The 21,526-nt window shown below is 51.4% G+C and carries 26 protein-coding genes and 1 tRNA gene; 16 read left to right on the top strand and 11 right to left on the bottom strand.

All coding sequences use genetic code 11. The features are described 5' to 3' along the window. Positions 1 to 48: 48 nt before the first annotated feature. On the bottom strand, positions 49 to 516 hold the full coding sequence (gene bcp, locus HY394_02745) for a thioredoxin-dependent thiol peroxidase (GenBank protein MBI4052931.1): 468 nt from the start codon (positions 514 to 516) through the stop codon (positions 49 to 51). 124 nt (positions 517 to 640) lie between these two features. Between bcp and HY394_02750 the strand changes: the two genes are divergently transcribed. Beyond that, positions 641 to 1,417 carry a cobalamin-binding protein gene (locus HY394_02750; protein ID MBI4052932.1) on the top strand — a complete coding sequence of 259 codons (777 nt, stop codon included), beginning with the start codon at positions 641 to 643 and terminating at the stop codon, positions 1,415 to 1,417. On the opposite strand, the gene HY394_02755 is transcribed toward HY394_02750, so the two are convergent. Further along, positions 1,414 to 1,605 (bottom strand): hypothetical protein, encoded by a 192-nt coding sequence (locus tag HY394_02755; protein MBI4052933.1) that lies wholly within the window; start codon positions 1,603 to 1,605, stop codon positions 1,414 to 1,416. The two genes, HY394_02750 and HY394_02755, sit on opposite strands and share 4 nt — an antisense overlap. A gap of 266 nt (positions 1,606 to 1,871) precedes the next feature. Here HY394_02755 and HY394_02760 point away from each other — a divergent pair, with 266 nt between their 5' ends. The 5 genes from HY394_02760 (at position 1,872) to HY394_02780 (ending at position 5,629) form a co-directional block, all read left to right on the top strand. Continuing rightward, on the top strand, positions 1,872 to 2,270 hold the full coding sequence (locus HY394_02760) for a hypothetical protein (GenBank protein ID MBI4052934.1): 399 nt from the start codon (positions 1,872 to 1,874) through the stop codon (positions 2,268 to 2,270). Positions 2,271 to 2,362: 92 nt separating this feature from the next. Further along, on the top strand, positions 2,363 to 3,550 hold the full coding sequence (locus tag HY394_02765) for an ABC transporter permease (GenBank protein ID MBI4052935.1): 1,188 nt from the start codon (positions 2,363 to 2,365) through the stop codon (positions 3,548 to 3,550). A 31-nt stretch (positions 3,551 to 3,581) separates the two neighbouring features. Then, positions 3,582 to 4,775 (top strand): ABC transporter permease, encoded by a 1,194-nt coding sequence (locus tag HY394_02770; protein ID MBI4052936.1) that lies wholly within the window; start codon positions 3,582 to 3,584, stop codon positions 4,773 to 4,775. A 143-nt stretch (positions 4,776 to 4,918) separates the two neighbouring features. Beyond that, positions 4,919 to 5,239, top strand: coding sequence for a hypothetical protein (locus HY394_02775; protein MBI4052937.1), 321 nt, complete (start codon positions 4,919 to 4,921; stop codon positions 5,237 to 5,239). Between the two features lie 6 nt (positions 5,240 to 5,245). Next, a complete protein-coding gene (locus HY394_02780) occupies positions 5,246 to 5,629 on the top strand; it encodes a hypothetical protein (GenBank protein ID MBI4052938.1) in 384 nt (127 codons plus the stop codon). Between the two features lie 4 nt (positions 5,630 to 5,633). On the opposite strand, the gene HY394_02785 is transcribed toward HY394_02780, so the two are convergent. Further along, positions 5,634 to 7,100: a hypothetical protein gene (locus tag HY394_02785; GenBank protein MBI4052939.1), complete on the bottom strand. Its 1,467-nt coding sequence runs from the start codon at positions 7,098 to 7,100 to the stop codon at positions 5,634 to 5,636. Positions 7,101 to 7,388: 288 nt separating this feature from the next. Here HY394_02785 and HY394_02790 point away from each other — a divergent pair, with 288 nt between their 5' ends. After that, entirely contained in the window at positions 7,389 to 9,290 is a 1,902-nt protein-coding gene (locus HY394_02790) for a hypothetical protein (GenBank protein MBI4052940.1), read from the top strand. A 21-nt stretch (positions 9,291 to 9,311) separates the two neighbouring features. Here HY394_02790 and HY394_02795 read toward each other — a convergent pair whose 3' ends face one another. From HY394_02795 to HY394_02820, 6 genes are all read right to left on the bottom strand, one after another. After that, on the bottom strand, positions 9,312 to 10,994 hold the full coding sequence (locus HY394_02795) for a hypothetical protein (protein ID MBI4052941.1): 1,683 nt from the start codon (positions 10,992 to 10,994) through the stop codon (positions 9,312 to 9,314). Then, complete coding sequence (locus tag HY394_02800; GenBank protein MBI4052942.1) at positions 10,984 to 12,486, bottom strand: hypothetical protein; 1,503 nt, start codon at positions 12,484 to 12,486, stop codon at positions 10,984 to 10,986. The genes HY394_02795 and HY394_02800 overlap by 11 nt, the downstream gene beginning before the upstream one ends. Before the next feature lie 96 nt (positions 12,487 to 12,582). Beyond that, entirely contained in the window at positions 12,583 to 13,851 is a 1,269-nt protein-coding gene (locus HY394_02805) for a hypothetical protein (protein ID MBI4052943.1), read from the bottom strand. 93 nt (positions 13,852 to 13,944) lie between these two features. Continuing rightward, positions 13,945 to 15,363: a hypothetical protein gene (locus HY394_02810; GenBank protein ID MBI4052944.1), complete on the bottom strand. Its 1,419-nt coding sequence runs from the start codon at positions 15,361 to 15,363 to the stop codon at positions 13,945 to 13,947. Between the two features lie 21 nt (positions 15,364 to 15,384). Then, a complete protein-coding gene (locus HY394_02815; GenBank protein ID MBI4052945.1) occupies positions 15,385 to 16,422 on the bottom strand; it encodes a hypothetical protein in 1,038 nt (345 codons plus the stop codon). Next, positions 16,419 to 16,739 carry a hypothetical protein gene (locus HY394_02820; protein ID MBI4052946.1) on the bottom strand — a complete coding sequence of 107 codons (321 nt, stop codon included), beginning with the start codon at positions 16,737 to 16,739 and terminating at the stop codon, positions 16,419 to 16,421. The genes HY394_02815 and HY394_02820 overlap by 4 nt, the downstream gene beginning before the upstream one ends. A gap of 237 nt (positions 16,740 to 16,976) precedes the next feature. Here HY394_02820 and HY394_02825 point away from each other — a divergent pair, with 237 nt between their 5' ends. From HY394_02825 to HY394_02860, 8 genes are all read left to right on the top strand, one after another. Beyond that, on the top strand, positions 16,977 to 17,537 hold the full coding sequence (locus tag HY394_02825) for a hypothetical protein (GenBank protein MBI4052947.1): 561 nt from the start codon (positions 16,977 to 16,979) through the stop codon (positions 17,535 to 17,537). Between the two features lie 45 nt (positions 17,538 to 17,582). After that, positions 17,583 to 17,747, top strand: a tRNA-Arg gene (locus HY394_02830). Between the two features lie 346 nt (positions 17,748 to 18,093). Then, positions 18,094 to 18,429, top strand: coding sequence for a hypothetical protein (locus HY394_02835; GenBank protein ID MBI4052948.1), 336 nt, complete (start codon positions 18,094 to 18,096; stop codon positions 18,427 to 18,429). Positions 18,430 to 18,482: 53 nt separating this feature from the next. Continuing rightward, complete coding sequence (locus HY394_02840) at positions 18,483 to 18,833, top strand: hypothetical protein (protein MBI4052949.1); 351 nt, start codon at positions 18,483 to 18,485, stop codon at positions 18,831 to 18,833. A 59-nt stretch (positions 18,834 to 18,892) separates the two neighbouring features. Beyond that, on the top strand, positions 18,893 to 19,225 hold the full coding sequence (locus tag HY394_02845) for a hypothetical protein (GenBank protein MBI4052950.1): 333 nt from the start codon (positions 18,893 to 18,895) through the stop codon (positions 19,223 to 19,225). Between the two features lie 29 nt (positions 19,226 to 19,254). Next, positions 19,255 to 19,644 (top strand): ArsR family transcriptional regulator, encoded by a 390-nt coding sequence (locus tag HY394_02850; protein MBI4052951.1) that lies wholly within the window; start codon positions 19,255 to 19,257, stop codon positions 19,642 to 19,644. Positions 19,645 to 19,716: 72 nt separating this feature from the next. Continuing rightward, positions 19,717 to 20,058, top strand: a complete 342-nt coding sequence (locus HY394_02855) for a DUF2283 domain-containing protein (protein MBI4052952.1) — start codon at positions 19,717 to 19,719, stop codon at positions 20,056 to 20,058. Positions 20,059 to 20,117: 59 nt separating this feature from the next. After that, positions 20,118 to 20,354 carry a hypothetical protein gene (locus HY394_02860; GenBank protein MBI4052953.1) on the top strand — a complete coding sequence of 79 codons (237 nt, stop codon included), beginning with the start codon at positions 20,118 to 20,120 and terminating at the stop codon, positions 20,352 to 20,354. Between the two features lie 84 nt (positions 20,355 to 20,438). On the opposite strand, the gene HY394_02865 is transcribed toward HY394_02860, so the two are convergent. Further along, on the bottom strand, positions 20,439 to 20,699 hold the full coding sequence (locus HY394_02865) for a hypothetical protein (protein MBI4052954.1): 261 nt from the start codon (positions 20,697 to 20,699) through the stop codon (positions 20,439 to 20,441). Between the two features lie 5 nt (positions 20,700 to 20,704). Further along, positions 20,705 to 20,941, bottom strand: a complete 237-nt coding sequence (locus tag HY394_02870) for a hypothetical protein (protein MBI4052955.1) — start codon at positions 20,939 to 20,941, stop codon at positions 20,705 to 20,707. A 370-nt stretch (positions 20,942 to 21,311) separates the two neighbouring features. On the opposite strand from HY394_02870, the gene HY394_02875 reads away from it, so the two are divergent. After that, positions 21,312 to 21,515: a hypothetical protein gene (locus HY394_02875; protein MBI4052956.1), complete on the top strand. Its 204-nt coding sequence runs from the start codon at positions 21,312 to 21,314 to the stop codon at positions 21,513 to 21,515. The last annotated feature ends 11 nt before the right edge of the window (positions 21,516 to 21,526 follow it).

Here is a 21,526-nt window from a genome sequence, read left to right on the forward strand (position 1 = left end):
ATTTCCGGAAAAGGGTTTTATTGGTTTTCATTCAAGCTGCCCCCGCTCTCATTTCAATTCTTCCAGTTTTTTCAGCACTTCTTCAGCATGCCCTTCAACGCTTACTTTCGGCCAGGCGTGCGCAACCTTTCCTTCCGGAGAAATCAGGAACGTGCTCCTTGTGACGCCGTCGAATTCCTTGCCATACATCATTTTTTTGCCCCATGCGCCGTACTTTTTCAGGACTTCCTTGTTTTCGTCGCTCAAAAGCTTGATGCCGAGGGAATGCTTTTCGATGAAAGCGCAATGGCTTTTTCCGGAATCCGGGGAAACGCCGAGCACAACCGCGCCCAGGTTTTCAAATTCCCTGTTTTTTGCCGTGAAATCAATTGCCTCGACCGTGCAGCCGGAAGTGTCGTCCTTTGGGTAAAAATAAAGCACAACCCATTTGTCACTGAAATCTTTGAGGCATATTTTTTTGCCGTTCCCATCCGGCAGACAGAACGCGGGCGCCCAGGCCCCAACAGACAAATCCATCAAATCACCATGAAAAGAATGACTTGGGATTTTAAGAATGTTTTTCCAGATTGGCGTCCCGGCTTTTTTCAGATAAGCATGTTCGCAGCCAATTTTTTATGCTTTGCGCTGCACTTTTTGGTTAATGGCGAATTTCAAGCGAATCGTTTCCCTGGCGCCAAGCAACACAGAAATAATCTTCGCGATTGGCGCGGAAAAAAACCTTGTCGGCGTGACAGCTTACTGCGATTTTCCGCCTGAAGCGAAAAGCCTTCACAAAACAGGCCTGTGGACAAGCAGCCAGAATCTTGACGCCATTGAACGCCTGAAGCCGGATCTCCTGCTGGCCTCGATGTTCGTGCCGCAAAACGTCAGGGAATGGTCTGAGGGGAATGGCATCCGGCTCGTCAAACTTTTCCCGCAGACAATTGGGCAGGTGAATGAAAGCATCCTTGAAATCGGCGGGCTCTGCGGCAAGGAAAAGAATGCCGTCAAAGCCGTGCACGGAATGACGGAACGGCTTGAAGCCATAAAAGCCGAATCCGAAAAGCTTTCGCATAAGCCGAAGATTTATTCGGAGGAATTCAACGATCCGCCGACCGTTGCGCAGAACTGGGTGCCTGAACTGATTGAAATCGCCGGTGGCGTTCCGATGGGAAAAAGCGGCGAGCTAAGCAGGGAAGTTTCAGCAAAAGCTGTTGGTGCGTTCAATCCTGATGCAATAGTCCTGCACTGGTGCGGTTTCGGCAACAGGCAGGAGCCGGCCTCGCTGGAAAGCCGGCTCGGCTGGAAAAACATTCCCGCGGTGCGGGCCGGCAGGATTTTTGCCCTGCACGATTCGCTTCTCAACAGGCCATCGCCAAGGATGGTTGAAGGCTGTGAACTGCTTCAAAAGATTTTCGGATTGCTGGTTGAAGCCTAGCCCCACCAGAAGCTCTTGTCCTTCCGCCTTTCCTCAAGCGCCTTTTTCTTGTCGAAATCCGACATTTTTTCCGTTCCGGTCTTTCCGAGCCTTTTTGCCTGCTCGTCAATTTCAAGCGTGTGCTTGCAGTCGTCGCAAAGCTTCCTTCCGCCAAGTATGAGGCTTCCGCAGTTCTCGCATTTGGGCATTATTCAACCACCGCAAGACTTTTGGCTGAACTGGCATTTAATTTTTTGCCCGGAAAGCCGGCCGGGAGGGGAAAAGCAAAAACCGGCGTTACCTTTAAATACTACCTTGCACTATTAGGATACCGAACTAAAAAGTTCATAAAACAAACTTTGGATATGAATTTGGTTTGGGTTGTGAATTGCTTAGTTTTATATTTGTCCTTAATTTATTTATATTGCCTTCGAAAACCGAATAAAAATGGGGGACAAGAACGGGGTGATTTGGAATGAGTTTGGTTACTTTGACTTTTGGTGAAAATAATTCCGCGGGAAGCGGGCACGTCGAGATTGTGACTGCCAATGACAGGTTTCTCTCCGAGGCCAAGCAGACCGGCGTGATGAAAGTGTCCAAGATTGACAAGTTTGTCGGCACCGACGAGCTGTGCGTTCTGGGCGAGCTTGTTTCCGGCATGATCTGCGAGCACATGCTTGCGAACGGCATGGAAGTTCCGGCCGAAATAATGGAGGTTTCCTCCAAATACGGAAAGGCAGTGGCAAGGCCGGGCACAAAGCTCCTGGTCATGGTCAAGGGCCTTTCAAGGGAAAATGTGCGGGTCGACTCCCAGATAGAATTCGTGAAAAAGCCCGAGGCCGCAAAGCCCAAGGGCAGGCTCATAATCTGCTGAACCTGATTTTTGTTCCATTTTTTGGGCGCACCCCGCCCATTTTTTTCTTTCTTTTGTAAACCCTTAAATGCCTTTTGCGCTTACTGTTTTGCATGGCTTTTGAAACCCTGCGGTTTGCCCTGACGAACCTGAAAAGCCAGCCCCTGCGCAGCAATCTCACTGTTTTGAGCGTCATTATCGGCATCGCGTCCATCGTTGCGCTGGTTTCCCTCGGCCAGGGGGTCACGAACTCTTTTCTGGGCTATTTCCAGTCGCTTGGCGCAACCACAATTCTTGTCGAACCCGGCAGCAGTTTCGCGGAAGCAGCTTTCAGCCGCGTTCCCGAATCTGATTTGAGGCTCATTGAAGGCGTCACGGGTGTCGAGGCGGCAATGGGCTTTTATGAAACGTCCGCAACCGCCAAGTACGGGAGCCAGACCGCAAGCCTGTTTGTCATTGGCATTGACCCGGACAAGATAGTCTACCTGGAGGAAACCGGCTACATGCAATTGCTTCGCGGCAGGTTTCTCAGCGGGGGCGACAAGTACGGCATTTTGGTGCATGAGGAATTCCTTGAAAACGCGTTTGACGGAAAGGTCGGCCTCAGGCAAAGCATTGAAATAAAGGGAAAGAAGTTCCAGCTTGTCGGAATACTCAAAAAATCCGACGTCGCGTTTTCCAGCCTGTCAAACACGAACATTGTCTGGGCAAGCAAGGACACCGTGAAGGAGCTTTTCAGCGAGCCGGATCCGACCGAACTGGCGGTCAAGGTTGTCGACAAGAACAAAATCAATGAAATCGCCGGCCGGATCGAGGCAAAGCTTGAGCGCAAGCACGGCGAAAAAAAATTCCAGGTCCTCACTCCGGACAACATTCTTGAGCAGACAAACGCCATTCTCGGCGTATTGCAGGTGGTCGTGCTCGCCATTGCGGCAATTTCGCTTGTTGTCGGGGGCATAGGCATAATGAACACAATGGCGATGGCGGTCATTGACCGGACATCCGAAATCGGCCTGATGAAGGCTGTCGGCGCGACAAACACGAAAATCCTCTCGGTTTTCCTGGCTGAAGCCGGAATGATCGGCCTTTTCGGCGGCCTTCTGGGCACGGTTTCCGGTTACCTTATTGCTTTCGGCATCAGCGCTGTAGTGTCCGGCCAGTTTGCCATTCCCATCACAGTTGACCTGGCTTTTGTAGCGCAGGTCCTCGGCTTTTCCCTGCTGGTTGGAATGATTTCGGGCTTTTTGCCCGCGCAGAGGGCCGCAAAAATGGATCCCACGGAAGCGCTGAGATATGAATGAAATTGCCATATATTTGTAGCTGGTGTGAGCGATGTTTGACAGGGAACTTTTGCAGAAGGCTTTGCAGGACATAAACAGCCAGGGCATCCGCGGCAAGCTCACGGTGCTGGGCCTTGTCATAGGCATAGCGTCGATTTTCATGCTCATTTCGCTTGGCCAGAGCCTTGAAAGCTCGGTCCAGCAGCAGTTTGAAACCCTTGGCACGCAAACCCTGATAGTTTTGCCCGGAAAAGGCTTTATCGACACTGCTTTTGTGAAACTCGGCAGGAACGATGCAAAGCACATCGAAGGCCTTGTCGGAGTCGAGTTTGCCGCAGAAATCTACTTCAAAACCCTGCAGGTCAGGCACGGCACGGAAAAGAAAACAGCGCTTGTCGTCGGCGTCGAAGCCGACAAAATGGATAATTTCGGGGCGCTCAACATCCTCAATGTCGACAATGGCAGGGTTTTCGGGGCAAAGGAAAAGTTTGCCGCGATCGCGGGAAAGTCTTTTGCCGAAAACGCGTTCAAGGAAGCCATTGTGCCCAAGAAAAAGATCGAAATCGAGGACAAGAAATTCGAGATAACCGGCATAAACGCAAAACCCAACAACACGTTCGCAGGCTTTTTTGACAATGCCGTGCTCATAAACAAGGATACGCTCAACGAGATAACGCCGGAACCAATCTATCCGCTCAGGATTTTCGCGAAAGTGGCTGACGGCGTGGATGCCGAAGAAGTGAAGGCGCGCATCGGGCGCAGGCTCGAAAAAGATCACGGGGAAGAGGATTTCCGCGTCCTCGATGCAAAACAATTGGCTGAAACCGCGACAAGCGTTCTGGCAGTGGCCCAAATCTTTTTGGTCGGAATAGCCTTCATCTCGCTTTTGGTTGGCGCAATCGGCATAATGAACACGATGCTCATGGCGGTAACTGAGCGGACAAAGGAGATTGGCATAATGAAGGCGGTCGGTGCAACCGACAGGCAGGTTTTGGCAATGTTTTTGACTGAATCCGCGCTGATCGGCCTGCTTGGAGGCATAATCGGCGTCATTCTGGGCTCGCTGCTTTTCTTCGGCCTGGCGTTTGCCGCAAGCTATGCCGGTTTCAGCCTACCCGCTGACCTGAACTTCGGCCTCGCGATCGGCGCAATGCTGTTCTCTGCAATAATCGGCATGCTGTCCGGCACAATCCCTTCACTGCAGGCCGCAAAGCTGGACCCGGTTGAGGCAATCAGGAGAAAATAACCGGTTTCCGCAATCAACGAAATCTGGCGCAGATTAAAAAGGCTTTTTTTGGCTTCTTTGTCCATGCTTGCCTGCGGTTTTTTTAACAAAACCCTTTTAAGCAACGCTTAACATTAAATGTATAATGTTTTATTGTGGTTTGATTGGCGAGGCAGAAAAAGTATTCAATTCCCTTGGCGGAAGCGGATGTGCTGGACGTCTCATTGGAGATTCTTGGAGGCGAAGTTGAGGGGTTTGCCTTGAATTACCGGACAAAAATCGGGGAAAACTTTTTTGCCGTGTACCGTGTTGATACGGCGCATGGGTATTTGCACGAACAGCGTTTCTGGCTGTCACCAAGACCGATTCCGCTTCCGGAAACCGGTGGAACTTTGAAAGCGGCGTTTGAATTTTATTTGGATAAAATAAGGGGAAACTTTGAAAAATACAAAAAACATTATCTTGCCAGCACGGAATCGGGGTGAAATAGCATGGCTTACCGGCTTTCGGAAGAAAAATGGTCCGCGATAAAATCTTATCTGGGCAAAGTCTGGGATAACCCGGGCAGCTATCCGGACAATGCCCTGATTTTGAGCCTTTCTGATGAAGAAACAACCAGAATTTTTACAAAAAAACGCCTGGAACTAATCAGGCTTATTCAGGGCAAAAACCCGCAGAGCGCCTCAGCCTTAGGCAAACTGGCCAACCGCAAACTAAGCGCGGTTATGCGGGACCTTGAACTGCTGAAAAAATTTCACCTGGTTGAATTGAACAAAAAAGGGAAAACTGTTGTTCCCGCAATGACAAAAGAAATAATTGTCATTCCGTTGGCAAAGTTGCCTGCAAAAAAACCGGAAGAAATAAAGGCGCTCTGAACGCTTACTTTTTTTTGGCCTTTTTTTTCGCCGGCTTTGTTTTTTTTGGCGTTCCGGTTTCAGGTTTTCCCTGCGCCGGCGAAGGCTTTCTGAGAATAAGCACGACTATCACGAACAGCATCAGGAAAATGCCTATGCCGACTGCCAACAGCATGACTTCAATCGGTGGCAGGGGCAACGCGCTTTTTGCCTGCGCTGCAATGCTCGCTTCCTCTTTTTTAAGGCAGGCGCCGGCAGCGCAGACCTTTCCTTCGCCGCAAGCCGTGCCTTCCGGAACAGGCGTCGAGAGGCACAGGCCGTCCGAACAGGAATTTTTTGTGCAAACATTCCTGTCATCGCAGTCGGCGTCGACAACGCATGCCGTGCTTTTCATTGCCGGAATGGCCGAATAAGTGGCAATGGGTGCAAGCAGCAATTCAAACTCTTCGGCGCCGATCCTGCTTTTTATGCAGTAGGATATTTTTCCGGCGCCGTCAAGCCGGATTTCTGGAACGTTGAATTGCACGGCAAGCGGGAACTCCCTTATGACCGAAAACGAGGATTTTGTCGAAAATTCCGAGGCCTTTTTTATTATCGAGGGGGAAAAGAACTCCGAAACCTTTATTTCGGGCAGCGCTTTCCTGTCCCTGTTCACTATGTCAATGCCGATGTTTGTGACAAAATAGTCGGCGCCGTTTATCCTGTCGATTACCCTGAAGACCTTGACTCCGCGGCCCATTCTTATCCTGCCGGCGAGTTCTCCGGCCTCAGCCTTGAGGGCGGCGCTTTCTATGCCGAGCGCCCCGACCCGGCTTTCCGCGCTTTCAGCGGTTTCCGCGTATTCCCTGGACACGTTGAATGTTTCGCTCATTTTTGGCAGGAGCTTCTGCGCGCTTTCAAGCGACTCGTTTGCCCTCACGACCAGAGACTGCGCCACGAAAAGGTCGCCTTTCTGCAATGCGCTTTTTGCGTCGGAAATGCCCGAATCGCCTTCTGACACGAGCCTGTTGAATTCCGACGACTTCGAGTATTCGATGCACGCGAATTTCAGGTATTCTATCTGCGAGTCAAGCTTGAGCTTTGCCTGCTCATACAGGCTTATGAGGCTGTTCACCACTGCCGGCGTCATTTTTGCGTCGCCGCACGTGGCATCCTTGCGCCCGCTTTTTGTCGTGACCACGTCAGCGGACATGCACACCCTTATGGCTGTGCCAATCTGTGTTTCGCCGCCGCCGCCGCTTGAAACGCAGATTGTGCCCTGCCTGCACACGTTTTCATAGAAAATTATTTTTACCGTCGTGCTGCCATCCGCCGGAACGGTTATGTTCTGCTGTGAAACCACGGCGGCGCCCTCAAAATTGCCCAATCCGATTGAAACCGGCATGTCCGTGTTTTCCGTGTTTATCACTGCAAGTTCAAACGTGCCCTGGCTCCTTGTGATTTTTGCGCTTGCCGGGGAAATCGTCAGGGCATGGGCGACGGAAAAAAGCATGATTGCAGCAAGGAAAAAAATTGCAGGTAAACGATTCCGCATTATATGGCACCTGACTCTCGCTTTAGCTTTTTTTTTGCGCGGCCCGGCGTTTTTGCACAGCCACTTCGTGCTAAATAGGTAAAATCTTTTATTTAATGGTTTTGGATGGGCGAACCAGCAGACGGATGCGCGCCGGCCGTTCCATGTTCCCGGCCCGGCTTTTTTTTGGATTTCCGGCTTCCGCCTTTTTTTTTGGTTTTTCTGCGAATGAAAAAATTTAAATGCCCCGACATGCTGTTTAATTGCATGCAGGAATTATTCGGGCGCAGGCTTCTGTTTGCATTGCTGTGCCTTGCCGCGCTTTTTGCCTTGGCGCTTGTCCTCTATCCCATTGCGGGCAAAAGCAATGCGCAACAGGCAACCGGTGCACCCGCAGCCAAGGCGATTGCCTCGGCGCCCGGCTGGTCAAATGTCGGCCTGTGCGCCAGCGAGACCTGCGCATTGGACGATGAATGCGTCAGGAAGTGTGCAACCATAGCGGAAACCGTTTTCCCCGTGGCCTTCGCGGCCGGCTCGGGCTTCGGCCGCGCCGCAGGCAGCAACGTGGGCGAAGACGAACGCGGCTTGTTCCAGGTGCCCGGCAATTCCGGAAAATGCGGTGCGCCCGCGGTTTTCTATTCCAGGGTTCTGGATGCGGGAAAGGAAACGGATTTCGGGAACATCGGATGGTCTTTTTCAGGTTCGCCGGATTTTTCGGTTTCGGTCCGGACAGGCGATTTTGACGGCAATGCGATTGCGTGGTCGGCCTGGTCGGAAAACCTTTTCGACGGCGTTTCGGCTGCGTCCGCGGTTCCCGGAGAAGGCAGGCTATTCCAGTTCAGGCTTTTTTTCAGGGAAGGCAGATGCGCCAGAATTGAGTCCATTGCAATCGGGGAACGCGAAAAAATAACCGTCAAACCGGAAAGCATCGGGGGAAAAAGCCTGCCGAAGAACCTCGACGAGTCCAATCTTGAAAGCCGGTACGGCGTGAACAACCACATTTCTTCGGCCACGCTTGGCGCCTTGAGCAAGGCCGGCTTCGGCTGGGTAAGGGATGACATGCCCTGGCAGGAAATCGAGCAGGCAAAGGGAAAAAAGCTGGTGCCGGAAAAAATTGACCGGTATATTTCCAATGCAAGGGATTTCGGCATGCACGTTCTCCCCGTACTTTCATATGGCACCGCATGGTGGGCCGCGGAATCGTTCAACCCGCAATCGTTTGCAGATTTTGCCGGCTTTGTCGCCGCAAAATACCGTTTCGGATACTATGAAATCTGGAACGAGGAAAACCTCGGCAGGTTCTGGGAGCCATGGTTCAACGAGCCGCCGAACCCGAAAAGGTATGCCGCCATATTCAAGGCGGCGTCGGCGCGCATAAAATCAGTGGAACCTGATGCCAAAATAATCGTCGGCGGAACCGTGGGCGCGGACGCCAATTTCATTGGCGCGCTTTTCGGCGAGGGCATAGCGGACTACGCAGACGTTGTGGCATTCCACCCGTACAGGTCGGCTTGCCCCATCGAGGAATACCTTGGCGATTTCACAAAACTGAGGGAAACCGTCGAGGCCCGCACGGACAAGCGCATTGGCTATTGGATAACCGAGGTCGGCTATCAGACAAAGGAAAACGGCCGGGTTTTCGCCCTGGATGAGGAAAGCCAGGCAAAAATGCTGGCAAGGGTAATGCTTTTTACGCTCTCGCTTCCGATTGAAAAGGTTTTCTGGTATGATTCCGCGGACTCCGATTCAAAGGACGGCGAGGACAACTTTTACGGCCTGCTTGGCCGGGATGGCCGGCCGAAGGAATCCTATCGTGCCGCCGCGACAATCATAAGCCTGCTCAAGAACGCCGCGCCCGTGAATGCCTCAGTGGCCGCGGGAAAACCCGAAAATCTTGAAGTGCACCTGTTTTCCGTGGAAGACAGGCTTTACCTTGCGGCATGGTATTTTTACGGCTGTGAAAAGGCGCGCGGAATAATGCCGGTGCGGCCCATAAAGGCGACTGTTGAACTCGGTTCTCCTGACTATCTTGCGCCGACGCAGATCAACATTGAAACCGGCGAAAGAACGCCCTTATATTACACACGGCTGAGCAATGGAATCGCGGTTGACATTGCCATCAGCGACATGCCAATATTGATAGAGCTTTCAAAAGCGGGGGCGGCTTGAAGCCCATTGCCTTTAAGCAGGTTAGCTGCACGCCGTCGCCTGTGCATAAGCTGTCATGGTTATCACGCCGCCGGAATAGGTTCCTGATTCGATTTTGGGGATTGCCATGTACCAGTACGTGTCCTGTGCCGCGGCCGTGCTTGTCGACACTGTTCCCCGGCCCCAATTATTCAAAATCCGGGAAACGCAGTTCGTGTTCGTTATCGACGTCGAGTTCGCATTGATGTCGGTCGTCGAAGGCGTTCCAATCTGGCTTGCTTTCCAGTAAATGCTGTCCCCTTCAAGAAAATCAGGGCTTGAGAAAGTCGTGCTCATGTACGCGTACACTTTCTCCTCAATGTTTCCGGTATGCGTTACGATTATGCGTTCCGCAGGCGAACCACCGCAGCTAAGGGCAATGTTCGTGTCGGCATCGGCTTCGAAAGTGCACGAACTCCGGTCCAATGAAATGCCTATTGTAGTGTTCATTGCAACTGCATTTGCAGACTGGGTGTTTGCGCTGTTGCCGGTGTAGTCCTGGGCAATCATGCCGATGCCGTAGTTTCCGTTCACGTCCTTTACGCTTATGCCGGAATCGCTTGTAAGATCCGGGTCCGGCGGAATCTGGCCGCAGATGTTTTCATCCGCCAGGGCCATCGAGGTTTTTGAATTGCCTGTCGAGCAGTCGAAAAACGACGTTGTCCTGTGCCGGTCCCAGGCATTGCCGGAATCCGCGTCATTCAAAGTGAACGCATTGCTCCACAACAGCATCCTGGAATTTGCGAGGTCGATGCTCGGATTTCCACCCCAGTCGAAAACCGTTGCCTTCAGGCACAGGTAATCGGTTCCCGGAGTGAAGCCGCTGACGCTTGTTGCGGACGTGGCAAACTCGGTTGACGTGCACGCCGACGAGGATTTTGTAAGATAGAGTGCGGAAACCGACGGGCTCTTGTTGTCCACGTACGCGAAATTCCGGTCATCCTGACCGATGATGGCAAGTTCTGCGCCGGCGCTGTTAAGCTGGTAGGCACGGACGACAATGTTGTAGTCGGATGTCCGGTCAAGCAGGACGTTTTCGTCGTACTCGCAGTAAATCGGCGCCCCCCAGCCGGCAAGAGGCCTTTCAGTGTTTTCGCCGGATGGCTGCAGCCTGCATGGATAAGGCGTCTTCCTTGAATTGAATTCCGGGGCGGCCTCGAGTGACTGGCCGCTGCGCTGGATGAAAACATTCAGGTCATAACCAGGGTTTGTGGAGCAGGCGGCGTCGTCTGACGAATTGATGACATTTCCGTCAGTGGAACAATAAAACGGCGTTCCCTCGAAGGTAATGTTCTTGTCGAAAATCACCTGGTTCTGCTCCGGCCTCACTATGTTGATATCCGCGTACATCTGGTCGTCTTCGCCGTCGCCGTCGTTGTCCTTGCCCGTCGTGCACGGCAAAACTATCGGATAGCCGCCGCAAAGCCCGACGGTGGGGTCGCTGCATGTATCATAGGGCGTGCACGGCGTGAGGATTGGCAGGCACGTTGCAAGGTTCTGGTAGCCGCCGCAGTCAAATGCATTGCAGCAGGTCGCGTCCCCCGGGCACGGGTCATCAGTGCACGTCGGATAAAAACAGCATTCGTCGGCATTCGTTGCCGGAAACAAAAAAACCAGGGCAAGAAAAGCCGTGAACGCGAACAGAAGCGCGGTTTTCAGTGCCGGTGCAAGCCTGTCATTTGACATAGATTTCTATCCTGTTGGCAATTCCTTTAAGCGAATATGCCTTGTCCATTCCGTGGCATGACAGCTTCCACCGGAATTCCTTTCCCTGGTGCCCGTCCCTGAAAATTTGCGAGACAGCATACTTTTCCATTGACGAAAAAATTTTTTTACAATCCCCGGAATCGATGGCATCCGTTGTTTCAGTGAGCATTTCCTTGTCAGGGGTTCCCATTCTCGCGGCAGGCACGGGTGACACTTTAAGGCCCGTCAGGACGTTGATAGCGCGCCCGCTTTCGGGAAATGCGAGAACCGCGCCGCCCGAACCATTGGCTTTGAGCCATTCAATGGCATGCTTTTGCGCGCCGGAATCAAATGCCCTGGCGCCCGAATCCCGTGCTTCGCCTTGCTCCGACACAAGCCCTGATGCGGGCACCGCCAAAAGCAACAGCGCGGCAACCGCGAAAAACGTTCCCGAATGCTTTCCTGAAAAAAACCTTTCCATGATGAAATAAAACCCGAAGCCCGCGAACAGCGATGCAAAAAGGGAGAACAGGCTGAAAAGCCTTGCCGCCGGCGCAAGAAAAGAATAGCCGTTGGTGGTGAAAAGCACGAACAGCGCGCTCAAAAAAAACGCCTCAACCACAAGCGGCACTATTTCATCGGCGGGCTTGCGCATGAACGCCAGGCCGGCCAGTCCAACCACCGAAAAAATCATGATAAGCGGGCTCACCCCCGAAAAAATGTTGAGGTTTTTTTCCGACACGGAATACGGCTCGAAAAAGAACGATTTCACCATTTCATCGGCCTGTCCCGTGCCATTGCTCAGGAAATCCGTGTACGCGTAGAAAAGCGCCGGCACCACCGCAAGCGCGAGGACGAAAAAAATCTTGTGCCTCAGGAATGCCCTTATGTCAATGAGAAAATAAAACGCGAAAAGCGGCGCCAGAAGCAGGCTGTAAACGGGATAAATCGCGGTTCCGCCGGCAAGAACCGTGAAAAACGCCAGCAGGAATTTTTTGGATTCCGCGGACCTGAAAAACAGGTAAATCAGAAGCGGCACCATTGCAAGGCCCAATCCCATCGGCGCAAAATACCGGAAGCCGAGCAGGAAAGCCGTGGGCTTCATGGCAAGCACCGCCAGCGCCGAGAAAATTCCCGCGGCAGGGCTCCTGAGGAAATGCCTTACCAAAATGAACGTCGAAAGCATGGCGATGAAAGTAACTATTGTGGGAAAAATCAGCGACAGGGCGAATGCGTCCAGGCCCGTGAAAATGACAAGCAATGCCATGAGGGCATGGAACCCGAATTCGGGGTTCTCAAACAATGCCTGTTCCTCCGAATGCACGTAATATGGTTCCTGCGCGGCAAGGGATTTTCCGGCAACCATGCCGTTGATTATCGCCACATGGTCCCATGAATCAGCGACAAGCGGAAAAGGATGTGAAACATAAATCGCCCCGCCGGCGAGGAACGCGCTTGACAAAAACAGCAATGCTATCGCAAATTTTTCCACTGTTTCCACCGGAAAACCGTTCACAAGATTAATGTTTTTTCATATAAAAATCTGTTGCGGCAAAGCAATTCTTCCGCGTTGCCGGTCCACCAATTTTTATTTTTTGCCCCCGGCTTTCCAAAGCCTTGGCGCCACTCCGAAAACCTCAAGCAATGAAACAAGGACGCCGGCGGGCTGGGCCAGCAGGAGCCCGGCCATGACTGCAATGAACGCGAAAAAAAACGCGAACGCCGTTTTTTGCGGTATTGACAGCGCCTTATTCAGCAGGGGCCTGCGTTTAAGCGCGAAAACCCCCCTGCTCCTGTAGAAAATTATCATGAACACTGCGAGGCCTGAAACCCAGAGCAGGGAAAAGTCTTCCGTGTCCAGTTTTTTCCCGATTTCCCTTGTAACCGGAACCGACACCGCGATGCCCGTTCCAGGCACACGCACGCTCCGTTTCACGATTGCCGGGGCGGGCGTCACAGTGAAAGAGGCCTTTGTAGTTATTTCCACATACTTTATCAGAACAGTGTAAGCGCCCGGTCCGGAGGGCTTGAATTCAAATTCCCATTCCGAAACCGGCAATTTTTCCACGTGCCCGTCCGGAAAAATCATGAAAACCGAAACCCCTGAAACGGAAACGTTTTCGTCTGACACTGAAATCGTTATTTTCTGCGTCTGATCGGATTCGATGGCCGGAAACTCCAGGGAAACCGCTGCCTGCGGCTTGCGTTCCACGGGCTTGGCCGGCGGCAATCCCCCGGAACCAGGCGGCGACACGGTTCCGCCGCCGGCCTGCGACACCGTTGCCGCGGGCGTGGAAGCCGAAGCGCAGTTTGCAATCGACGTGGAGAATGCAACCGCGTTTGAAACGGTTTGCGTGGCCGGCGCATTCCCTGCATTGGTGTCCTGGACAACGGCCTTAACGCTCCACGCGCACTTGCTTATCGATGAAAGGCTGATTGAAACCGAGCCGGGGGAAATCTGAGCGCAAAACGATTCGTCGGAATTCGCCATAGTGGTTTTTGATGCGCCGGTTGAACAGTCGGCAAAGCCGACGGAATCCGTGGAAATCCGGATGTAATCCCACGAATTGGAATTGTTGTCCTCGGAAATCCTGTCCGCGACGGCAACCACGAAATTGCTGTCTGAAAGCGAAATAGTCCTGTTTCCGCTTGAATCCCTTGCCTCGACCCTAAGGCACAGGTAATCCGTTCCCGGAACAAAACCCGTTGTTGAAATTGCTTCGGAGGCAAAATCGGATGCGGTGCAGTTGGAATCCGCTTTGGCCACGTACAGGCCGGAAATGCCCGGGGCATCGTTGAGGACAACCCCCGAAACGGTTATCGTGGACGCCGCGGCGTAGCTTATGAAAATCAGCATCAAGGCCGCGGCCGCAAAAAAATTTTTTTCCAACATCGCCTTCAGGATATACTAATCACTTTTAGAATATAAACGTGGGTAAACGCGGGCGGCTTATCTCTTGTGATGCGGCCCTTCAAGCCTGCGCATCTGTGCGTGCACCTTGCCGACTTCACGGTAGGTTGCCCCCAATGCAATCAGAAGAATGACCACGAGCACCGCGACAAGATACGGCCAATAGCTGGCGCGCGCGCTTTTTTCGGCTTCAAGCCTTGCCGCCTGCGCCTCCAGTTCAAGGTCCTTCTTTTCGACAAGATTCCTGAATTCCCTGACTATTTCCTCGGACTGGCTGAGCTGCAACTGCCTTACGCCGTAATTGAGAACGACGGGAACCATGAAAAGGCCCGCTTTTTCAACCGAAACCCTGTTGCTTATCTTGTAGCTTATCTCCTTGACTACGTCCGGTTCAAGGTCCCCCGCATAAAGCTCGAAAACCGCCGGGCTTTCGCTTATGAGGTTGAAACCGTAATCCGAGGTCGTGTTCGAAAGGCTCGGCACAAGCTGTTCCGGAATGTATTCCAGCAGGACAATGTTTTTCAGCTGGCTTCCGGCGTTGTTCTGCAGGAAAATCTTAACGTTCGTCTGGTAGTAGGATTTGCCGCCCGCAATGTCCCTTACGTATATGGACTCGAAGTTGCGCGTAACGGAAACCCTGTTGCGCAATTCCAGGACCGTTGCGATTTTTTTGCGGTCGGTCAGGCCGGCCATTCCAAGCACAGATTCAATCTGGCCGGCATGCGCATCATCCATTATCCTCTGGCCTTCGACAATGGAAAAATATTCAGTCGTCTTCTGCCCGAGCACTGACACTGCAGGAAGGCCGTTTCCGGTTTCCCTGGCTTTTGCAAAGAATTCTTCCAGAAGCGCTTCCGCCAGCTGGTAGTTTTCGGAACCAATGTTGTCATTGATCGACAGCAGCCTTGTCCTCAGGCCGCTTATCTCTGGCTTCGCTTTCGAGTATTCCGCCAAAAGCTGCATTTCCTTGAGCGACGAAACCCTGTGCGAAAGGCCTTCGAACACGGCTGAAGCCATCCTGAGCTGTGAATTGAAAAAAACGCTTCCCTTCGTTCCATTCACCGATTCCTTGGCAGGCAAACCGCTTTCGGTCGTGTTCACCTTGACGCTGGCGCACACCCTGATTGCGGCACCCATCTTTTCCGTGCCCTTTCCGGATTCGGCAATGCAGACATTGGCGGTCTTGTAAATGCCGTCATAAAACGCCACCATGAATTCAGCAGTCGAATTCGCGGGAATAACCTCGGAATCAGAGGACGCGATTGCGCCGCCCGCGAACCCCGAGGCATCAAACGAAACCTGCACGTCCTTTGCAGTGTTGTTTATCGCTGAAACCGTCAGGACATTGTTGATATTGTCAACCGATGCGCTGGACGGGGAAATTGTCAGGGCCTGCGCGCAGGAAAAAACAAGAACAATGGAAAAAACCAGAAAAGCCAGCCTTGGCGTCCAAATCATTCATTCGCCTCAAAAATTGTTTCAAGAGCACGCAGTGCCCTGGGCATAAGCTGTCAGGGTTATGACGCCCCCGCTGTAATCGCCGGGGCTGACAGCCGGAACCGCCATGTACCAGTACGTGCTCTGTGCCGCGGTCGCGCTTGTCGATTGGGTGCCCCTGCCCCAGTTGCTCAAAATCTGGGAAACGCAGTTCGTGTTCGTTATCGACGTCGAGTTCGCATTGATGTCAGTCGTCGAAGGCGTTCCGATCTGGGCAGCCTTCCAGTAAACGTGCCTGCCGTCAATGACATCCGGGGTTGAAAACGTTGTGCTCATGTACGCATACACTTTTTCCTCGACATTGCCGGTATGGGTTATGGTTATTTTTTCCTGCGGCGAACCGGAACAGTCCATTGCGACGTTCGCGTCCGGGCTTGCAGTGAAAGTGCAGGAACTCTGGTCCAGGGAAATGCCCGTGGTGGTTTCAACCGTTACCGAGTTGGCAAGACTTGAATTTGCCCTGCCGTAGTTGACGTCCGAGATATTTGCCTTGACATCCCATCCTGCGCCGTTGATGTCCTTCACGCTGATGCCGCTGTCGGAAGTGGAATCGGAATCCGGCGGAAGCTCGCCGCAAAACTTGGTGTCGCCGGCCGACATAGTGGACTTGGCCGCGGCTGTCGTGCAGTCCTCAAACGTGGTTATCTTGTGCCTGTCCCAGCCGTGTGCGGAATTTGCCTGCGCTTCAGTCGCGCTGTTGGAATCCGACCAGATGAGAATGTTCGTGTCGCTCAGGGACAATGAAATCGTGTCGTTGCCGTTCGGATCGGAAACAGTGACCGTAACGCACAGCGCGTCCGTGCCGGGAGTGAATGCGGCAATGCTCGTGCCGCTTGCAGGATAATCGCCGCCGTCGCACGTGCCATCGGTTTCGTTGACAATGAAAACGCTTGAAATCGTGGGCGCGCTGTTTGAAATCGTCCCGCTCACGTTCACTGTTCCCGCAAACGCATATGCCGCAATAAAAGCGATGAGGAAAACCGCAATGGCCGCCGCCAGAAACCTTTTTTGCGACGTCATTTTCTTTTCTGCCTCTTGCCGAACAAAGTCTCTATTTCAAAAATCTCGTATGCCGCGAGGATTATTATAAGGAAAGAAACTATGCTGAAAACGTACTTGAAACTCCCGATGATCTGCGGAAGGCCGAAAAAATCAACGGCAATGCCGACAACCTGTGAAACGACCATGAGCGAAACAAAAACCGCGAAAAGCAGGCCGACCTCGCGCTCGATGCCTTCCCTGAAAAACCTGTCAAGCTTGAAGACCGCGATTACCGCGAGAATTCCGACAAATACCGTGATTCCGGACAATACAAGCGAAAGAGAGTCAATAGGCATGTGCTCACTGTTGTTCGTGAAGAATTTTTGTGACAGTGAGATATTGCACTATTTCATATAAATATTTTATGCAAGGAATAACCTATGATACCCATTTCATATGTCTGATTTTTTGCCCAAAATGCATTTTTTGGCACGTTTTTTGGCATTCTGTTGCGGGCTTTTTAAACCGGATTTTTTCATATTTTTTTTCCGGGTTCGCGAACAAATAAAATCCCTTTTATCCAGGTTTTTGTCATGCGAAAGTTTTTCGGCGAAAAAATCCGTGCCAGCGCGCCTGCAGTGGTTTTGGCTTTCGCGCTTTTTCTCGTCCCGGTTTTTTTCGTGATTTTTGCCCCCGCGCAAAGCGGCCCGCCCGGCGGCCCGGAAAAAAATCCTGCCGCATCGGAGTGGAAACCATTCGTTCCGCGCATTGATGCGAACGATTCCAACAATGGCGCATTCATTGAAAACATCGACCCGAAACAGATAACCGTCAACATCAGCCCGGCTTACATTGACTCGCGGCCCGGAGAAGACTTCAATGTGGTGGTTTCAAACATCGGAAAATATTCGGGATACTATTCGCTGCAGGCAAGCCTGCCGGAAGAAGCAGGCCTTTTCCTCATGGACTCCAATTCTTTTCTGCTCAAAGGCGGCTCGTCGAAAAGGCTTTCAGTGCGCATTGCCGAAAACGCCCTTGCCGGGGGCGGGCAGGTTAAAGCGAATTTGTGCGCGGCAAGATACGTTGGAATGGAAACCGGGTCGCAATCGCACGTCGTCATCCGGACCTGCGCGCTCGTGACAATCACGGGATGATGCCAACCCAAAAAAACCTTTCTTCACCAGATTTATCCGGCAAATGCCCCTGTGGTGTAATGGACAGCATCTGGCCCTCCGGACGCCGTTTCGGCGGCGTGATGCGAGGCACTATGCTCCTTTCAGTCGCATAGCGCTGGCTCGCTAACGCTCGCAATTGTCAAGGTGGAAGCGAGGCCAGGATCCGGGTTCGAATCCCGGCAGTGGGCGAAGCCGCCACAGCCGGCTGGTCTGGGCGCCATGCAGGGCATGGCCTGCGCCTGATGGCGAAGCCGCTTCCGTCCGGCTCGCCGCCACGTCCGGGCGCGTTTTCGACCGCGCGTGCCGAAACCAAGGCATATTGCTGTGCAATATGCCGAGTATTCCGTTAAAGCTTTCGGGGGTTTGCAAGGGGTGCAACCCCTGCAGCGCAGGCTCGCTTCGCTCGGACGGCTGGTTCGGAACCAATTCGCATCACCATTGTGATACGCCGGGCAAACAACCGGTAAAATGCCTGAAATGGCAATCGACGAAGTTTTGTGAAAGCATAAAAGCGCTTGTCTTTCGCTTTTGTTTTATGGTTAAGCGGGGCCATGAAGTTGATTGGGTGGAATGCCTGAGTGAAACTGACACGCTTTTTGTGAGGCTTGTCTACGAACAGGATTCCGTTGAGCTGGTCGGGTTTGCACTCGTTTACGTTGCCGAACTTGGCGGGAAATTCATTGAAGTGGCAAAATTTGACGCCGGCCCGCACGAACCTGTGAATGCCCATTATTATTTCAAAAACCCGCCTGAGAAACGGCATCTGAACGGGGAAAAAAGCATTGAAACCGTTGACGCGCTTGCCGGAATGTTAAGGGAAAAATGGGTGTTTTACCGGGCAAAATTCGTTGAGAATCACCCGTTTATTTAGATAAATTTATATAACCTAATAGGTTATATTTTATTGTGGTTTCCTTGGAAAATATGAAAAAACTCGTAATCGTCGTGGGCGGGGACATGGGTCAGGACCTGCGCAAATTCATGAAAAATCCGGACAAAAAAGAGTTTGGCACACAAAGAGTTTACGTCAAAACCTTTGATGAGGTTCGAAGAGTGCTTTCCCCGCAGAAGCTTGACATGCTTTGCCGTTTCAGCAAAGGCGAATTTGGCAACCTGACCGTCGGCGAAACAGCAAAGCGACTGAACCGCAAACAGGAAGCCATAAGCAGGGACGTTTCCGGCCTCGCCAGGCACGGCCTGATCAAAAAAACCAAAAAGGGCAGGCAGGTCCTGCTGAGCGCGCCGTTCAAGTCGATCGAGATTAGATTCTCATAAGTCAGTCAATTGACGAATTCTTCAGGCAGGATAAAAAGGCTTTCTTCACGCCATTTGTCATGCCGGTTGAAACACTCTTCAAACGCAGGGCGCTTTCTGAGAAAGATGCCATTTTCTACAGTTTCGATTTTGACACCGAAGCAAAAGAACTTGTCCGTTTTTGTGCAATTCAACTGCTGGAAATGCGCGGTAAAACGCACGAAGTGATAAAATTCGACGCCGCGCACGGAAAATGCCATGTTCACCGATACTGCAAGTTTGCGGAACACAAGGAAACAATCGGCATGAAAATTTCGCCCGAAACACTCAAGATTTGCAGAAAAGACATTGCGGAAAACTGGCAAAAGTATAAGGGCTGGTATCTAAAAAAGCGCCCTGAAACAAGCCTTTAATAACATTCGGGTTATACTATATGTCTGTCATGCAAAAATCCCAAGCCATAGAAAAGCCGAAAGAGGAGGAGCCCTTCACCATAATCATCGGCGGCAATGAGGAAAAGGATTTGGACGATTTTTTCTCCGGAAAATCAACCGACCAGCCCAAGGACGTGCTTTATCTGGACACTTTCGAGCAACTGCACGAGCTTTTGTCGCCTAAAAAGCTTGATTTGCTGAAATGGCTCATGGACCTGCCGAAAAACCACAAGCCTTGCTCAGTTTCCGACACCGCAAAAAAAATCAAACGCAAGCAGGAAGCCGTGAGCCGCGATTTGAAACAACTGAAAAAGCTCGGCCTGGTCGAACTCAAAAAGGACGGGCAGAAAACCATTCCGACGCCGAAATTCAGGCGCATCGAAATAATCGTGAAATAATCTTTCAAAAACCGCAAAAAGCCTTTTCCGGGGCAAATGGCGTTGAGAAATATATCAACAAATAAGTTCAAAATGAAATACGACGACGAATACGATTACCTCTACTTTTACGACAGAGTAAACAGGTCATCTTCCGGCATAGAATGGGGCAACCTTGACATTTCATACGACAAAAACGGAAACATCGTCGGGTTGTCAATTGAGGGCGCGTCCTCATTTCTGACAAACCTGACAAACAGGAAAATAACGAAAAACGCGCTGGCAAAAGCGGTTTCCGGCAGGCTCAAAATAAGGGAAAAAGCGGGAATCATTTACCTGACATTCATAATCAACCTCGAAAACGAGGCTCCGATAGAGGACACGATAACGGTCAAGTCCATAAACTACAAGTCGCCGCTGACCGAAACCGCCTGAATATTTCCGGTGCAACCCTTAAAAGCACTATTTGCACTAAATTTAGTGTAAGTGGTGTCATGGTTAATGCTACGCTGACGCTTTCGGTTCCGGAAAAGCTGAAAAAAGAAATCAGGGCCATGCCGGAAGTCAACTGGTCCGAGGAAACAAGGCGTTTTCTCGAAGACCGCGTTGAAAGGCTGAAAGCCCTTCGGAAACTGGACGAACTTACAAAGAACAGCAGGCTAACGGAAGAGGATGCCATCAGAATCGGCCGCCAAATCAGAAAAGGCGTGGCCGAAAAAACCCTCAAATAGCCTTTCGGATTGAACTAAAACGCGAAAAACAAAAAACCCGTTAACGCGAAATTCAAAAGGATTGAGATAAAGATAATGTGACTGTCATTTGAATGACTTGTACCATCGCTCGTATTCTTTGTGCGTTTTGAAGCAATGCAGTATATAGCAAACCTCGTTTTCGATATTGTAAACGATTCTCGCCTGCCTTGTCACGTTTTCAGCAAAGAATGGCAAACCGTAATGCAAATGCCTTTTCATGGGCGCCGAAGCGATTTTTTCCGCATGCTTTATGAAAAATTCCCGCAGGCCGCCGTCCGCCTCATCCAATTCCCTTTCGGCCTGCCCGGAAAAAACGATTTCCATTAAAGTCACAGCCCGAATTTTTTCTTTATCTGGGCCAGGCTTTTCGTCTTCGCCTCGCCATCCCTTATTTCCTGCATTTCCAATTCAATGCCCTTGCTGACGAGTCTGACTTCTTCCTCTTCCAACTGCCGTTCATAGGCAAGCAAAGCCTGCCTGATGACCTCCGTCTGGTTGCCGGCATAACCCCTCTCAATTGCCTTGTTGACAATCGCCTCATACGGAACGCCAAGATTCACATTCATGCAAACCACCCGCAAAAACCACGTGCAAACCGCACACGTTTAATATGCACTCAATACACATTCAACCTTATAAATATTGCGCATCAGGCATATGCCTGGTTGGGCATATAAACCGCCAAAACCCGCAAACAAGCCCGGCAACCAAAAACAAGCGGAGTCCCAAGCCCAAATGCGCCCAAGCCAAAAATGCCCGGAAAAACAAAAACCCGTGGTATACTGCATAGGCGGAGTATTTTCGGGGTGAGCTACTGCCAAAGCGCGGGAAACACTGCAAGGTCAGGAACCCAAAGCAAGCGAAGAATGCGGGTATTGTGGATGGAAAGGGTAACATAGATACTTTTATTAAAAATAAGGCAACTTAAACTATAAAATGGTTGAACAGAAAATTAACCTTTTTTGCCCCAAATGCGGCGAAAAAGTTGAAGTTCTTTGGGTTTATAACCCACCTCATGCCTATTTTGTTCCTGGCAGTAGAGCGGGGTCAGAAAAAAGAATAAAATTAAGTTCTAATATTGTTCAAGGAAATTGTTCTTGCGGGTATGTGTTCAAAGTGAAAGATTTGGATGATTATTAATATTTGATTGG

It is taken from the genome of Candidatus Diapherotrites archaeon, assembly GCA_016205145.1.
Lineage (GTDB): Archaea > Iainarchaeota > Iainarchaeia > Iainarchaeales > JACQJH01 > JACQJH01.